Origin of the sequence: Pseudomonas sp. 65/3-MNA-CIBAN-0223 (assembly GCF_040310425.1) — a bacterium.
Taxonomy (GTDB): domain Bacteria; phylum Pseudomonadota; class Gammaproteobacteria; order Pseudomonadales; family Pseudomonadaceae; genus Aquipseudomonas; species Aquipseudomonas gregormendelii.
This window is the reverse complement of sequence record NZ_JBEOPV010000004.1, coordinates 243,089-260,215: the sequence shown is the minus strand read 5'-3', so window position 1 is coordinate 260,215 and position 17,127 is coordinate 243,089. Positions and strand designations below refer to the sequence as shown.

The 17,127-nt window shown below is 61.5% G+C and carries 6 protein-coding genes; 4 read left to right on the top strand and 2 right to left on the bottom strand.

Translation table 11 applies throughout. The features are described from left to right. Positions 1-88 precede the first annotated feature (88 nt). On the bottom strand, positions 89-2,215 hold the full coding sequence (gene recQ, locus AAEZ09_RS06185; protein WP_350598644.1) for a DNA helicase RecQ: 2,127 nt from the start codon (positions 2,213-2,215) through the stop codon (positions 89-91). A gap of 1,821 nt (positions 2,216-4,036) precedes the next feature. On the opposite strand from recQ, the gene AAEZ09_RS06180 reads away from it, so the two are divergent. From AAEZ09_RS06180 to lapD, 4 genes are all read left to right on the top strand, one after another. Then, positions 4,037-4,624 carry a UPF0149 family protein gene (locus AAEZ09_RS06180; protein ID WP_045058676.1) on the top strand — a complete coding sequence of 196 codons (588 nt, stop codon included), beginning with the start codon at positions 4,037-4,039 and terminating at the stop codon, positions 4,622-4,624. Positions 4,625-4,634: 10 nt separating this feature from the next. Further along, positions 4,635-5,030: a YbaN family protein gene (locus AAEZ09_RS06175; protein WP_045058677.1), complete on the top strand. Its 396-nt coding sequence runs from the start codon at positions 4,635-4,637 to the stop codon at positions 5,028-5,030. Positions 5,031-5,147: 117 nt separating this feature from the next. Continuing rightward, positions 5,148-5,855 (top strand): cysteine protease LapG, encoded by a 708-nt coding sequence (gene lapG / locus AAEZ09_RS06170; RefSeq protein WP_350598640.1) that lies wholly within the window; start codon positions 5,148-5,150, stop codon positions 5,853-5,855. A 32-nt stretch (positions 5,856-5,887) separates the two neighbouring features. Next, entirely contained in the window at positions 5,888-7,828 is a 1,941-nt protein-coding gene (gene lapD / locus AAEZ09_RS06165; RefSeq protein ID WP_350598638.1) for a cyclic di-GMP receptor LapD, read from the top strand. Between the two features lie 118 nt (positions 7,829-7,946). Here the strand turns inward: lapD and AAEZ09_RS06160 are convergent, their stop codons facing one another. Beyond that, positions 7,947-16,622, bottom strand: a complete 8,676-nt coding sequence (locus AAEZ09_RS06160; RefSeq protein ID WP_350598636.1) for a retention module-containing protein — start codon at positions 16,620-16,622, stop codon at positions 7,947-7,949. Positions 16,623-17,127 lie beyond the last annotated feature (505 nt).

Sequence of the window (17,127 nt, the reverse complement as noted above, 5' to 3'; positions counted from 1 at the left end):
AACCTAATTATTAGTCAGCTAAGCATGGCCGATGACATGACGCAAGGCTCGCTTTGTACTGAATCGTTACATCAAAGCAAGGGTTGTTTCAAATTTCGAATTCCGACTGCAGTGCCGCCCGGACGCAGTACAACACGCCCTCTGGAACCCGTCCGGCAAATATTGCTGCGATCTCCACAACCGGTGGCAACTCGCCTTCACCGTCGAGAAAAGCATCCTGTATTTCGCCCATCAATTCCTCAGGCAAATCCAGTGCCTGCTCCAGGGACAAGTGTTGCTTGCCAATCGCCTCGGCAAGCAGGGTGTACACATTCTTTTCCGAACACTGCAACTGGCCGGCGATCTGCAGTGGCGTCATGCCTGCGCGGGCCAGTGTGATCAACTCGTGGCGCAGGTCGGCCACCACTTTTGGCGCCTCGGCCTGGCCGCCCAGCACTTCGAGGAATGCCTCCCCGTAACGCTCCAGCTTGCGCGCGCCGACGCCGCTGACCCGTGCCATCTCGGCCATGGAGCCCGGTTGGCTGCGCAGCATTTCCAGCAGGGTCGAATCCGGGAAGATGACGTACGGTGGCACCCCGTGCTCTTCGGCAAGCTTGCGACGCAACGCGCGCAAGGCTTCCCACTGCTCGCGTTCCTCACCACGAACCAGCTGGCTCGCCTGGCTCTTGCTGCTTTTCGCAGTCGTTTGCGGCTTGAGGTCGCGGCGCAGCTCCAGGGTCACTTCGCCCTTGAGCAGCGGCCGGCAAGTGGCGCTCAACCGCAGGCCGCCATAACCTTCGAGGTCGATGTCCGCCAGCCCGCGGGCAACCAGCTGGCGAAACAGCGATCGCCATTCGCTCTCGCCCATCGCCTTGCCGACACCAAACACTGACAGGTGCTGATGCCCAAAGCTGCGGACCTTTTCATTGTCCTTGCCCAGTAACACGTCCACCAGATGCCCCACACCATAACGCTGGCCGGTGCGGAAGATCGCCGAAAGGGCCTGGCGAGCCGGCTCGGTCGCGTCCCACGTCTGCACGCCATCGACACAGTTGTCGCAATGGCCACACGGCTGCGGCATATCTTCGTCGAAATAGGCCAGCAAGGTTTGCCGGCGGCAGCGGGTTTCTTCGCAGAGCGAAAGCATGGCGTCGAGCTTGTGCTGCTCCAGGCGCTTGTGACGCTCGTCGCCTTCGGAGTTCTGCAACATCTGCTTGAGCATCACCACGTCTTGCAGGCCGTAAGCCATCCAGGCATCAGCCGGCAGGCCATCACGCCCGCCGCGACCGGTTTCCTGATAGTACGCTTCCAGGGATTTGGGCAAGTCCAGGTGCGCGACGAAACGCACGTTGGGTTTATCGATCCCCATGCCGAACGCCACGGTGGCCACCATGATCAGGCCTTCCTCGTTGAGAAAGCGCCTCTGGTGATGGGAGCGGGTTTCGTTGGGCAGCCCGGCGTGATAAGGCAGCGCCGGAAACCCCTGCTCGCTGAGGAATACCGCGACTTCGTCGACTTTCTTGCGCGACAGGCAGTAAACGATGCCGGCATCGCTGCGCCGCTCGGCCAGGAACGCCAGCAACTGCTTGCGCGGCTGCTCCTTGGGGACGATGCGATAGAAGATGTTCGGGCGGTCGAAACTCGACAGGAAACGCTCGGCGTCCTGCAAGTGCAGGCGATCGACGATTTCTTCGCGGGTGCGTTTGTCGGCGGTGGCAGTCAGTGCGATGCGCGGGACGTTGGGGAACAGCTCGGCCAGTTGGCCCAATTGCAGGTATTCGCGGCGGAAATCGTGACCCCATTGCGATACGCAGTGTGCTTCATCGATGGCGAACAGGGCGATTTCCAGGCTTTGCAGGAATGCCAGCATCCGCGGCTGAACCAGGCGTTCTGGCGCGAGGTACAGCATCTTCACCTCACCGCGCTTGATGCGGTTAGCCAGGTCCCGTTGCTGTTCGGCGCTCAGCGTGGAGTTCAACGCAGCGGCGGCAACACCCAGTTCTTCGAGGGTGGCGACCTGATCGTCCATCAACGCGATCAGCGGCGAGACCACGACGGCCAGGCCTTCGCGCAGCAATGCCGGTACCTGGAAGCACAGGGACTTGCCGCCGCCGGTAGGCATCAGCACCAGGGCGTCGCCACCACTGGCCACGCGCTCAATGATCGCACCCTGGCGGCCACGAAAGCTGTCGTAGCCGAAGATGTCCTTGAGGACGCGTTGAGCCTGTTCGAGCATAAAAACTCCAAAAATCACCGAAACATCCCTGCAAGGCTGGTTCAGAATCGCGCGGTCTGCACTGAACAAATCGTAAGTGCGGATTGCATGACGCTGTCCATCTCAGCCATGACGCCGGCAGGGCATCGCAAAACGCGGGAGTATACCCGACCCCTCCGGTTCAAAGGGTGCCGCTGAGTAGACACATTGGGACAAACACTTCATTGGTGGGTGCTGTGGGTGCGGCGGGTGGTGTTGTTGGTGTGTAGGAGCTGTCGAGTGAAACGAGGCTGCGATCTTTTGATCTTGCTTTGTGTGCATATCCATTGCTGCGGTAATGGCTGCTTATGGTTCCGCCCTTACGGCGGGTCACTTTCGAAGAGCGCGAAAGTAACCAAAGCGCTCTTGCCCCACCACTTGGCACCTCGCCTAGGCTCGGTGTGCCCTCACTCCGGCATTGCTCCGCGGGTCGCCGCGATGGGCCATCCCTGGCCCAGCGCGGCTAAACCGGCATCCTTGCCGGTTTACCCGCTACGCAATGCCTGCGTTCGGCCAGCGTGGTTAACGGGGCGTCCGCGATCAAGAACCGAGCCGTGGCGGCCTTCGGGCCGACCAAGGCATCAAGCAAGCGCGCTTCGCTTGTTGGGTCGTGAACCTTTTCTGGATATGAAATGACACCTGTGAGGTGGTATCCGAGGAAGGCGAATTCCTTGGGAAGTGATCCCTCTGGGAAGTCATCTCTGTGGAGGTTCGAAATCTGTAGAGAGTTCGATATCTGTGGAGGGATTGATATCTGTGGGAGCAATGCTTGCTCGCGATGACGGTTTTCGCATCCAACATTGATGCTGACTGCCCCCCAGCTATCGCGAGCAAGCTTTGCTCCCACAGGAACAACACCAGCCCGGAGGCAGTGCACATCAGAGAAGCGCAGCGCCGGCTTGTTGCCTTGGTCGGCCCAGAGGCCGCCACGGCCCGGTTCTTGATCGCGGACGCCCCGTTAACCACGCTGGCCGAACGCAGGCATTGCGCAGCGGGGAAACCGGCAAGGATGCCGGTTTAGCCGCGCTGGGCCAGGGATGGCCCATCGCGGCGACCCGCGGAGCAATGCCGGAGTGAGGGCACACCGAGCCCAGGCGAGGTGCCAAGTGGTGGGGCAAGAGCGCTTTGGTTACTTTCGCGCTCTTCGAAAGTGACCCGCCGTAAGGGCGGAACCCTAAGCCGCCGTTACCGCAGCAATGGATCTGCACACAAAACAAGATCAAAAGATCGCAGCCTCGTTTCACTCGACAGCTCCTACTCAGGAACAACTCCAGCCCGGAGGCAGTGCACAATCATAGAAGCGCAGCGCGCCGGCGTGATGCCTTGGTCGGCCCAGAGGCCGCCACGGCGAGGCTCTTGATCGCAGGCGCCCCGTTAAACCACGCTGGCCGAACGCAGGCATTGCGCAGCGGGGAAACCGGCAAGGATGCCGGTTTAGCCGCGCTGGGCCAGGGATGGCCCATCGCGGCGACCCGCGGAGCAATGCCGGAGTGAGGGCACACCGAGCCTAGGCGAGGTGCCGAGTGGTGGGGCAAGAGCGTTTTGGTTACTTTTCGCCGGGCCGCGCAGGCTCTATCAAAAGTGACCCGCCTTAAGGGCGGAACCATAAGCAGCCATTACCGCAGCAATGGATATGTACACAAAGCAAGATCAAAAGATCGCAGCCTCGTTTCACTCGACAGCTCCTACAGAGCGCATATGGAAAAACGAGCCCAGAGGGGGCAAATGTGCCGCGCGGCTGGCCTGACTGCTCAAGAAGGCCTAGAATTCCCGCATCTGTTTAATTCCCAAGGTAGCCCTTTAATGTCCTTCGCTGAGCAACTAACCCGCCTGCAAGTCTTCCTCGACGCCGATGAACTGCATGACGAGGCGCTGGACTACGTGGCCGCCCACGGCTACCTCACGGCCCTGTCGATCTGCTCCGAAACCGTACCGGACCGTGAATGGATCGATGCCCTGTTCGCCGAAGAGCCGCATTACGCCGACGACACCGAGCGTGAGGCCATCGAATCCACCCTGCTGGCACTCAAAGCCCACATCGCTCGCCAGCTGGCTTCCGATGAAGAATTCGAGCTGCCTTGCGAACTCGATCTTGGCGAAGACCCGGATGATTCCGACCTGCGCGGCTGGTGCATCGGCTTCATGGAAGGCGTGTTCCTGCGTGAAGCCGCCTGGTTTGAGACCGCTGAAGACGAAGTCAGCGAAATGCTGCTGCCGATCATGGTCGGTTCGGGCCTGTTCGACGAGCAACCGGAATTCTCCGATATCGCCGCCGATGCCAACCTGATGGACGACATGATCGTGCAGATCCCGGAAGCCCTGACCGCGCTGTACCTGCTGTGCAACGCGCCTGACGAAAAACCGGCCATCCTCAAGCCTCGTCACCACTAAGGTTCTGCCTATGGACAATCCCATAGGCAACCGCTCCCTGATGTTGCGCTACGGGCTGCTGGCCATCGGCTGGCTCAGCGTAGCGTTGGGGGTGATCGGGATCTTCCTGCCGGTATTGCCCACGACCCCCTTCCTGTTGCTGGCCGCTGCCTGTTTTGCCCGCAGTTCACCGCGCTTTTACCATTGGCTGGTGGAGCATCCGCGCCTTGGGCCGTGGATCCGCGGTTACCTTGACGGTGAGGGCATTCCGCTCAAGGGCAAGGTCTACGCCATCGGGCTGATGTGGTTGAGCATCGGGTTTTCCTGCTATCTGGTGCCGATGCCGTGGGCGCGGGGCTTCATGTTGACCAGTGCGGTGCTGGTGACTATTTACATCCTCAGACAGAAAACCCTGCGCAAGCCCTGATCACCTCGTCACAGCATCCCTGAGACTCACTGCAACTGCATTGCCAACCGACGATCTGCCCTCTTCCCCTGCAAACACCGCCTAGACTCCATCCATCTGCACCCCGAGCAGCCCGACATGCCCCGTCGCCGGCGTAGTCCAGGATGGTCAACGCTCCGACTTCGGTTCGGCGGATGGCTGCTGCTGGCATTTTGGCTGATGCCGGGCCTCGGTGCGGTGTTCGCCAGCTGGGATTATGCGCAGGTCTTGCAGAACGCCCAGGCCCGATACGGCGCGCAGGGTCCCGCGCAAAGACGGATAGAGGCCTGGAGCCAATTGCTGCAAAGTCAACAGGATCAGCCCGAGCGCGAGCAACTCAATGCGGTCAACCGCTTTTTCAACCAGCAACTGACTTTCCAGGACGATACGCGCATCTGGCGCCAGATCGATTACTGGGCCACCCCCGTTGAATCCCTGGTCAAGGGCGCGGGCGACTGCGAGGACTACGCCCTGGCCAAGTATTTCAGCCTGCGCCATCTCGGCATTCCCAGCGACAAATTGCGCATCACCTACGTTAAAGCCCTGACCCAGAACCAGGCGCACATGGTACTGACCTTCTACAGCAGCCCCACGGCCGATCCGCTGGTGCTGGACAACCTGGTGGGCGAGATCTCCCCCGCTTCAAGGCGCAAGGACCTGCTACCGGTCTACGCATTCAATGCCGAGGGGCTGTACCTGCCGGGGGCTAACGGGGGCAAGCGTTCCAGCGACTCGAAAAAGTTGTCGCGCTGGCAGGATGTGTTGAAAAAAATGCAGGTTGAAGGTTTCGCCGTGGGCGACGGCTAGTCGTCCTCGCAAGGTCTCGCAAGGAGCGTCTTATGTCACTGCGCAAACAATTGTTTCTCGCCATTTGCCTGTTCCTGCTGGTGGCGTTCAGCGGCAGCTTTTTTGTCAGCCTGGAAAGCTCCCGCGACCAGATGCTCGGCCAGTTGCGCTCGCACGCCCAGGACGCGGCGACGGCGCTGGGGTTGTCATTGACCGCGCAAGTAGACGATCCGGCGATGATGGAGTTGATGGTCAGCTCGATTTTCGACAGTGGCTACTTCACCAGCATCCGCGTGGTGAGCATTGCCGATGAGCAGGTGTTAGTGGAGCGCAGCGCCCAGGCCCGCGGCGAACGTGTGCCCGGCTGGTTCACCAGGCTGGTCGACCTGCGTCCCCAGGGAGGCGAAGCGTTGATCATGCGCGGCTGGGAGCAATTCGCCCGGATCGAAGTATTGAGCAACCCGCGATTTGCCCTGGCCAAGCTCTGGGACAGTACATTGGGCAGCCTGATCTGGTTGCTCATCTGCGGGCTGCTCAGCGCGGTGTTCGGCGGCTGGCTGCTGCGCCGGCAATTGCGCCCGCTGGACAAGATGGTCAAACAGGCCGAAGCCATCAGCAAGCGCGAATTTCGCAGCCTGACGAAATTGCCCCGCACCCCGGAATTGAAACGCGTGGTGCTGGCGATGAATCAGATGGTCGAAAAGCTCAAGGCGCTGTTCGCCGAAGAAGCCGCTCGCAGCGAAAAACTGCGCGCCGAATCCTACCTCGACGGCCTCACCGGGCTGGCCAACCGGCGATTACTGGACGAGCAACTGGCGGATCATTTGCTGATGGCCGAGCAGAGCAGTGAGGGCCATTTGCTGATGCTGCGGATCAATGACCTGGCGGGGCTCAATCAGCGCATGGGCGGACAGCGCACCGATGCGTTGATTAGCGCAGTCGCCGAATTGCTCAAGCGTCTTTGCGGATTACCCGAGCGCCGTACCTGGCTGGCTGCGCGTAATCGTGGCGGAGAGTTCAGCTTGCTGACACCTGGATTGGGCCAGGCGGACGCCGCCCGCCTGGTCGCGGAAGTCAGTGCCACCCTGGAAAACCTGCGCCTGACCGGCGCCAGTGACAGCATGCCAGTGGCGCACCTGGGCATCGTCCCCTATCGCCCGGGAGAATCCGCCAATGCGGTGCTGCTGCGCCTGGATCAAGCCCTGACTCAGGCCCGGCAACACCCCGAGCGGCCGTGGACATACCTGGACGACGGTGACTGCGCGCCGAACCAGTCCCAGCACGACTGGCGCACCTGGATCGACGAAGCCCTGACGCAGGGGAGCATGCAGCTGTACTTTCAGCCGGTGGTGCAATGCGCCGACACCAGCCAGGTGCTTCACCACAAAGTGCTGGCACGCTTGCTCGACCCCAGCGGCGAGGCGATCGCCGCCGGACATTTCCTGCCCTGGATAGAGCGTCTGGGCTGGTCGGCGCGCATGGACCTGGCGATGCTCGAAGCGACCCTGGATTACCTTGTCGTCAATCGCTGGCCGCTGGCATTGAGCCTGTCTGGCAGCACCCTGCGCGATCCGGCGCAGTTGGCGAAGATACTCGACATGCTCGAATCGTTACCCGATCTGGCGCCGCTGCTGACGCTGGAAATCGACGAACGCCAACTGCCGCCCCCGCTGGAGTTGCAACGCTTGTGTCATAGCCTGCTCGACACCGGCTATCGCGTCGGGCTGCAGCATTTTGGCGGCAGCTTCAGCCAGATCGGCAACCTGACACAGCTGGGGTTGGCTTACTTGAAGATTGATGGTGCGTATATCCGGGGTATAGATCGCCAGGGCGACAAGCGCCTGTTCATTAATGCGATCTTCCGGGCAACCAACAGTATTGATTTGCCGTTGATTGCGGAGATGGTCGAGACCCAGGGAGAGTTTGCGACGATCAGGGAATTAGGGGTGTATGGGGTCATGGGCAGGTTCATCGGGCCGCCTGAGCCAATGTGACGGGGTAGCTGCCCTCCACGGTGGAAGCAAGACTTGCCCGCGATAGCGTCTTCAAGATCGCTATCGCGGGCAAGCCTTGCCCCTACAGGAGATCAGCCTCGCTCCTTCACCCTTCAGATCAAACCGTATCCACCTTCAACGAGTGATCATTCAACATCCCGTTGATGATGGTCGCCGCGTCATGCCCCCCGGCCACCACACCACCCGCCCCCGGCGTGACGCCGTAGTGGCTGGCGAGGTTGACACCGGCAAGGTCAATGGTCTGGTTCGGCGTGGCGCCGGCCATGGCGCTGACGTCGATACTGGTCAGGACCGAAGCGCCGCTGCCGACAACCTTGAAGTGCAGGTAATCATCCAGCGAAGCCGCCGTGCCGTTTTCACCTTGCAGCAGTTGCGACAGGTCGAGCTTGTCGGTGCCTGGGGTGAAATCGGTGACCAGGTCATGCCCGGAGTTGCCTTTGAGCCACTGGAAGGTATCCGCGCCAGCGCCGCCGGTGAGGGTGTTGTTGCCCAGGCCGCCGATGAGGAAGTCATCGCCGCCACCGCCGTTGAGGACGTCGTTGCCCAGGCCGCCAGTGATGATGTTGCTGTTGTTGTCGCCCATCAGGCTGTCATTGAAGTTGGAGCCGGTGAGGTTCTCGAGCCCGGTGAGGGTATCAGTGCCGGCGCCTCCGGTGTTTTGCGCAGTGAGCAGGCCCAGGTCGACGGTGACACCGCTGGTGGCATGGGCGTAGCTGACAGTATCGATACCAGCGCCGCCGTCCAGCAGATCGTTGCCTGCCCCGCTGAACAGCAGGTCGTTGCCAGCCCCCCCGTGCAGTTCGTTGTTACCGGTACCCGCCGTCAACACGTCGTTGCCATCGCCGGCATTGAGCATGTTGTTGCCGGTGCCGGCCACCAGAACGTCGTCACCCGCGGTACCCGTGAGGGTGTGGCCGTCCTGGTAGCTGATGGTCACATTCGCCGTGTCGCTGCCACCATGGGTGTCGTTGGCGCTGTAGGCGCCGTTGAAGTCCGGGGTGACGTCATGGGCACCGGCGTAGTTGACCGTCATGGTCAGCTCGTAGTTTTCGGCATTGTTGGCACCGACGCCACCGCCGGAATTGGTGATGTTGGTGACATGGATCTTGTACGTGCCATCGGCATCGGCCGTGATGGTAGCGCCATCGGCAAGGGTCATGAACGCACCGCCATTGAGCGAGTACTCCATGGCAATCCGACCGCCCGCCAGGTTGTGATCCAGATTAAGGGTCTCACCCTCCTTGAGTTTCACCGTGATGAGGTCTTCATCATTGGCATTGGAAGTGGTGACAGAGCCCAGATAACCGCTGATCACCAGCACCGCTGTCATCGCTGCGGTATTGGCCGCGAAGGACCCGCGCACATCCGCCAGGTTCTGGTTCGCTGCGGTGTTGTTGCTGCCCTTGAAGTTGATCGCGCCGGTGCCGACAAAGTCCGCGCCCCTGGCCACCCAGCCGGTGTTGAAAGTAGTCGGCGCTGCGGTGAGGGTATCGCCTTCGGGATCAGTGTCGTTGGCCAGCAACAATTCGCCAGGTACCACCACGCTGCCGGACAGCACGTTGGTGATGATGTGGTCGTCGACGGCCACGGGCGCGGCGTTCGGCACGACCTTGACCACCAGGGTCGAGCTCGCCAGGTCGCCGTCGTTGTCGCTGACGGTGAAGCCGATATTTTCGGTGATCACCACGTTCGTGGCTTTCTGCGAGGTGTAGTTGTACTCACCGCTGTCGAGGTTGATGACCAGCGTACCGCCGTTATTGGTGGCGATGCTCAGGGAGTTGTTTACCGTGTTGAAAGTGCCGTGGTTGTCCCCGCCGCTGGAAATCAGCGAACCCTGGTTGTTCAACGCTTTAGGGTCGTAAGTGTAGGTGGTGCCATCGACGACGATGGACTTGATGAAACCGCCATCGGCACCAAAGTTTCCGCCCTCCAGCAAGGTGCCCGTGACCGGGGCCCCCTGCACGGTGCCCGAGAGTACCGAGTTGAGCTGGTTGAGATCGGTCACCACCACAGCATTGGTGTTGGTGTGGGTGCTGCCGTCATAGGCCACTGGGTCGAGGTAGGCATTGCTGACGCCATTACCCAGGCCGATTGCGTAGTTCTTGATGTTGTTAGCGTCGAGGAAGGCTTTGAGCGAAGCCTCGTCGGCCGCGTTGATGTCACCTTCGTTGGGTTTGCCGTCCGAGAAGAAATAGCCGACATTCTGCGCGCCGGTCAGTTTGCCGGCCGTGTTGAACGCGGTCTTCATGGTTGCCACGGCGGCATCGTAGTTGGTCCCGCCGCCCGCCGTCAGGCCGGAAATGATCGACTTGGCCGTTGCCACGTCAACCCAGATCGCGGTCTTGTCGGTGGCGTTGCTGCTGAAAGTGACGATCTGCACCTTCACGTCGCCAAGGTCGTCGTACTTGTCGAGCAAGGCACTGATCGCCTGCTTGGCCAGGGCCAGGCGCGACAGGCCAGGCACGCCGGACGCATCGGCCATACTGCCGGACACGTCGATCACCAACAGCAGGTTGGAATCGATTTCCACCGCCGCCACCGAACGCTCGGAAGCGACGGCCTTGGGTACGTCATCGACGATGTTCACCACGATGGTGCTGGTGGTGGTGTTGCCCAGGGCATCGGTGGCCTTGTAGGTGAAGCTTTCGCTCAGGCTGTTGGGCCCGTCGTTGGCGTTCGGCGAGGTTTTCGGCGCCGAGGTCAATGTGTAGGTGTAGGTGCCGTTGGGGTTGAGGAGCATTTGCCCGTAGGCCCCGGTGCCACTGCTGACCAGGGTGTAGGTGATTGCGCCGGTAGCCCCGGTGACCGAACCGACCAGTGTTCCCGTGGAAGTTTCGCCGGTATTGCCCGGATCGCTGCCGACCACGGTGCCGGCCGCGAGGTCGAGGCCATCCTTGCTCAGGTCGAGGGCTTTTTCGTAGACCGTCACGTCGGTGTCGGACACGGCCTTGATGCTACTGTTGGACACGTCGATGGTGAGGGTGGTGGTGCTTTCATCGCCATCGGCATCGCGCACGGTGTAGGTGAACACGTCAGTGGCGCCCGCTACGCCCACCGAGTCCGGCCGGCTGTGGTAGGTCGCGTTGCCGTTGGCATCCAGGGTCAGGTAACCGTAGGTGCCATTGATATTGGTGTTGAGGCCACCGCTGGCCGAGGTCGAGGTGTCGTTTCCTGCGCGCACGCCCACCACCGCACCCGTGGCCGCCGGGCCGTCGGAGCCGCCGATGTCATTGACCAGGACGTTTGTACCGACCGTCCCGCCCTCCTGCACCTGCTTGAAGTCGGGATTGGCGCTCGGCAAATCATCGATGATGTTGACGTTGATCTGGCCCGACGCAGTACTGCCGTCGTTGTCGTGCGCCACCACGTCGAAATTCTCGACGATGGCGTTGGCGCCGTCAGCCGTTGGATGCGTTTCACTGCCCACCAGGGTGTAGCTGTAGTTGAGCACGCCCGTGACGGGATCAAAGCCGTTGATCGTCAGGAAGTTACCCAGCGGCGTCACCACGGTGTGCGGCAAGCCGACCACCTCGCCGTTGGCGACCACCGCGAAGCCACCCACGACCAGGGAGTTCAGGCCGTCGAGTGCCGTGACGGTGAAGGTCCCGGATTGGGTCAGCGCCGGCGCGTCCGGGTTGGTGCCCCAGTCGAGGTTCTTCTCGTAGACGGTGAGTTCGCCGCCGTTGACGTCCAGGCCGCCGATGATCACCGGGTCATCGTTGTTATGGATCTGCAGCACCAGGTTGGCGGTGCTGGTATCGCCGTCGGCATCGGTGATGGTGTAGGCGAACGTCTCAGTGCCTTTGCCGCGACCTTCCAGGGCCTTGAAGTCCGCGTCGTTGGTGTCCAGCGTATAGGTGTACGTGCCGTTGGCGTTCAGCACCAGGGTGCCGTAAGTGCCGGTAAATGTACCCGGCGTGACTGGGCCGGTGTTCGGGCCGGTCGCGACAAGGTCCGCGCCTTGCACGTCATTGGTCAGGACATTGCCGTCGAGGGTCAGGCGGGTTTCCGATGCATTGTCGGCGTTGCTGTCGTCCACAGCCTTTGGCACGTCATCGACTATGTTCACCACGATGGTGCTGGTGGTGATGTTGCCCAGGGAATCGGTGGCCTGGTAGGTGAAGGTTTCGCTCAGGGCATTGGGGCCATCGTTGGCGTGCGGGGTGGTGCTGGCCGGCGAAGTCAGGGTGTAGGTGTAGGTGCCGTCGGCATTGAGCTGAATCTGCCCATGGCTGCCCGTGGCGCTGCCGACCAGGGCGTAGGTGATCGCACCCACGGCGCCAGTGACCGAGCCCACCAGTGTGCCGGAAGCGGTTTCCCCGGTATTGCCCGGATCGCTGCCTGCGACTGTGCCTGCCGCCAGGTCCTGACCGTCCTTGCTCAGATCGAGGGCTTTTTCGTAGACCGTTACGTCGGTATCGGACACTGCCTTGAGGCAGCTGTTGTAGACGTCGATGGTGAGCGTGGTGGTGCTCTCATCGCCATCGGCATCGCGCACGGTGTAGGTGAATACATCGATCGCACCGGGCCCGCTGACGCTGTTCGGGTTGCTGTGATAGATGGCGTTGCCGTTGGCGTCCAGGGTCAGGTAACCGTAGGCGCCATTGATATTGGTGTTGAGGCCACCGCTGGCCGAGGTCGAGGTGTCGCTGCCGGCACGCACGCCGACCACTGCACCCGTAGCCGCCGGGCCATCGGAGCCGCCGATGTCATTGACCAGGACGTTGGTGCCGACCGTCCCGCCCTCTTGCACATGCTTGAAGTCCGGATTGGCGCTCGGCAAATCATCGATGATGTTGACGTTGATCTGGCCCGACGCAGTACTGCCATCGTTGTCGTGCGCCACCACGTCGAAATTCTCGACGATGGCGTTGGCGCCGTCGGCCGTTGGATGCGTTTCGCTGCCCACCAGGGTGTAGCTGTAGCTGAGCACGCCCGTGACGGGATCAAAGCCGTTGATCGTCAGGAAGTTACCCAGCGGCGTTACCACGGTGTGCGGCAAGCCGACCACCTCGCCGTTGGCGACCACCGCGAAGCCACCCACGACCAGGGAGTTCAGGCCGTCGAGTGCCGTGACGGTGAAGGTACCGGACTGGGTCAGCGCCGGCGCGTCGGGGTTGGTGCCCCAGTCGAGGTTCTTCTCGTAGACGGTGAGTTCGCCGCCGTTGACGTCCAGGCCGCCGATGATCACCGGGTCATCGTTGTTATGGATCTGCAGCACCAGATTGGCGGTGCTGGTATCGCCGTCGGCGTCGGTGATGGTGTAGGCGAAGGTTTCAGTGCCTTTGCCGCGACCTTCAAGGGCCTTGAAGTCCGCGTCGTTGGTGTCCAGCGTGTAGGTGTAAGTGCCATTGGCGTTCAGCACCAGGGTGCCGTAGGTGCCTACGAATGTGCCTGAGGTGATCGGCCCGGCGCTTGGCCCGGTCGGTACCCGGTCAGCGCCCTGCACGTCATTGGTCAGCACGTTGCCGTTAAGGGACAGCTGGCTTTCCGAGGCGGTGCCGGCATTGCTGTCATCCACCGCCCTGGGCAGGTCGTCGACGATGTTGACGTCGAGGCTGGCATTGGCGGTGGTGCCGTTGTCATCGACCACGGTCACTGCAAACTGCTCGGGAAGGTTGTTCGCGCCGCCGGCGTTCGCATGGGCTTCGTTATCGGCCAGGGTGTAGCTGTAGCTGACCACGCCGGTTGCGCTGTCAAAGCCGGTGATGGTCAGGGTGCTGCCCAGCGGAGTGACGATCGACTGCGGGAAGCCGGCGCTCACACCACCGACCACCACGTTCAGGCCGCCGACGCTGAGGGTCTGCACGCCGTCGAGCGCGGTGATGGTGAAGGTGCCGGTCTGGGTCAGCGCAGGGGCATCCGGAGCACTGCCGTCGCCGAGGTTTTTCTCGTAGACCGTCAGCTCGCCACCGTTGACGTTCAAACCGTCGATGGTCACTGGATCATCGTTGTTATGGATCTGCAGCACCAGGTTCGCGGTGCTGGTATCGCCGTCGGAATCGGTGATGGTGTAGGCGAAGGTTTCAGTGCCGTTACCACCGCCGTGCAGCGCCTTGAAGTCCGCGTCGCTGGTGTTCAGCGTGTAGGTGTAAGTGCCATTGGCGTTCAGCACCAGGGTGCCATAGACCCCAGTGAAGGTGCCGGGCGTGATCGGGCCGGCGTTCTCCCCGGTTGTTACCCGGTCAGCGCCTTGCACGTCGTTGGTCAGCACATTGCCATTGAGGGTCAGCAGGGTTTCCGAGGCGGTATTGGCGTTGCTGTCATCCACGGCTTTGGGCAAGTCGTCGACGATGTTGACGTCGAGGCTGGCATTGGCGGTGGTGCCGTTGTCATCGACCACGGTCACTGCAAACTGCTCGGACAGGTTGTTCGCGCCGCCGGCGTTCGCATGGGCTTCGTTATCGGCCAGGGTGTAGCTGTAGCTGACAACGCCGGTTGCGCTGTCAAAGCCGGTGATGGTCAGGGTGCTGCCCAGCGGAGTGACGATCGACTGCGGGAAGCCGGCGCTCACACCACCGACCACCACGTTCAGGCCGCCGACGCTGAGGGTCTGCACGCCGTCGAGCGCGGTGATGGTGAAGGTGCCGGTCTGGGTCAGCGCAGGGGCATCCGGCGCGCTGCCGTCGCCGAGGTTTTTCTCGTAGACCGTCAGCTCGCCACCGTTGACGTTCAAACCGTCGAGGGTCACTGGATCATCGTTGTTATGGATCTGCAGCACCAGGTTCGCGGTGCTGGTATCGCCGTCGGAATCGGTGATGGTGTAGGCGAAGGTTTCAGTGCCGTTGCCACCGCCGTGCAGCGCCTTGAAGTCCGCGTCGCTGGTGTTCAGCGTGTAGGTGTAAGTGCCATTGGCGTTCAGCACCAGGGTGCCATAGACCCCAGTGAAGGTGCCGGGCGTGATCGGGCCGGCGTTTTCCCCGGTGGGTACCCGGTCAGCGCCTTGCACGTCGTTGGTCAGCACATTGCCATTGAGGGTCAGCAGGGTTTCCGAGGCGGTATTGGCGTTGCTGTCATCCACGGCTTTGGGCAGGTCGTCGACGATGTTGACGTCGAGACTGGCATTGGCGGTTGTGCCGTTGTCATCGACCACGGTGACTGCAAACTGCTCCGACAGATTATTCGCACCATCGGCATTGGCATGGGTTTCGTTGTCGGCCAGGGTGTAGCTGTAGCTGACCACGCCGGTTGCGCTGTCGTAACCGGTGATGGTGAGCGTACTGCCCAGCGGGGTGGTAATTGATTGCGGAAAACCTGCGCTGACGCCACCGCTCACCACGCTGATCCCGCCAATGCTCAGGCTCTGCACACCGTCGAGGGCGGTGATGGTAAAGGTGCCGCTTTGGGTCAGCGCGCCAGCATCCGGCGCGCTGCCGTCGCCCAGGTTTTTCTCGTAGACGGACAGCTCGCCGCCTGACACGCCGAGCCCGCCGATATCGATCTGGTCATCGTTGTTGTGAATGTTCAGCACCAGCGTTGCGGTGCTGGTATCACCATCCGAATCGGTGAGGGTGTAGACGAAGCTTTCCGTGCCGCTGCCACCACCGTGCAGGGCTTTGAAGTCGGCGTCATTAGGGTTCAGCGTGTAGGTGTAAGTGCCGTTCGGATTGAGCACCAGGGTGCCGTAGGTGCCGGTGAACGTACCACCGATTACCGGTCCGCTATTAGGGCCGGTGGGAATGCGGTCAGCACCCTGGATATCGTTGGGCAGCACGCTACCGGTCAGGGTCAACAGGGTTTCCGAAGCGGTATTGGCGTTGCTGTCGTCGATCGCTGTTGGCGCATCGTCGGTGATGTTGATGTCCAGGGAACCGGTGGCCGTGTCGCCATTGGTGTCGCCCGCCACCACGGTGAATTGTTCGCTGAGGGAGTTCGCGCCATCACCCGCCGAATGGGTGTCGTTGCCATTGAGGGTGTAGCTGTAGCTCACCACGCCAGTGGCCGGGTCATAGCCGGTGATCGTCAGCGTGTTACCCAGCTGCGTGGTGATCGATTGCGGGAAGCCTGCCGCCACGCCACCGCTGAACACGCTGATCCCGCCCACGTTGAGGTTGAGCAGGCCATCGGCCGCAGTCACGGTGAAGGTGCCGTTCTGGGTCAGGGCCGAGGGGTTACTGGCCGTGCCGTCGGGAAGATTGGCCTCGTTGAGGGTCAGCTCGCCGCCCGAGGTATTCAGGCCGCCAAGGATGACGGGGTTGTTCACGACCAACGGTGGGACGACGACGGGGGGTGTGACGTTGTCCAGGTTATCGAGGCTGTTGTCGGGATCGTTAAAGATACGCTCCAGGGGAAACTCTGGAATGCCGTTGAATCCTGCCGTCGGGAAACCCACAGTCGGATCGACCCGGCCTGCCACTTCTTCGAGCTGGACAAAACTGTGGCCGCCGCCCAGGGCTCCGGCAGCGGTGCTGCCCGTTGGCCCGGCCGCAGTGGCCTCACCGGTTTGCGTCGGGTCTTCGCCAGCGGCGATGGCTTTCTGCAGGCGTTCGACGTCGGTCAGCTGCGCCTCGCTGGGCGCCACGGCTTCCGGCGTCTGCACATGGGGCGCCTGGTGCGCGAGCAGTTGCGAGGTCATTTGCAGGCTGCTGCCACGTCCAAGCGTCAGTTCCTGGCCGTTCTGCAGCTTCACCGCCACCGCCCCTTCGGCCCCGGTGACCAATTGATCGCCGGCAAACAGCCGATCGCCCTCGACCAGCGCGCGTCGGGTGCCGTCACCCGCTACAGCAACCACCTGACCAATGACTTTAGTGACGATACCGATGAGCGTAGCCATGTGCATTTCCTCCGCTGCCAACCGTTGCCGGCAGCCTGTTTTTTGCGAAGATTGTGCTCATGGAAAAAAGCCAGTTACCGGGTGAATCGTCTACCGGGCTACGAGTTTTTTCCCGGATAATTCCGGGTCAACCGTGGCCCTGGCGACTTTCTCGCCAAGCCTGTCGCGTATGGGCAATCAGCGCCTGATTCAAATAAACCCAATACATTCAATGGCTTTGGGCTACTAATCGGCAAAAATGATCACCTGCCAGCGATGCGTTACAGTTCTGAACCGACCAAGTGACAAAAAAATGTCACCCAAAAACTGCCCCGCCTCCTTCCCCTCCAGCACTCCATCGTCCGTTATCGATAAATGGATGGAACTTTCGATTTGCCCTTGCAAGCTCCCTAGAGCTCGTAATACAAGGGTTCCACGAGTGAACAATGTGCTGGATTTTTCAGAGCGCATAAGTTTTTTTTGGCATAAGACTTATGAGAAAAATTTCTTAGCTTTGCTCTAGAAT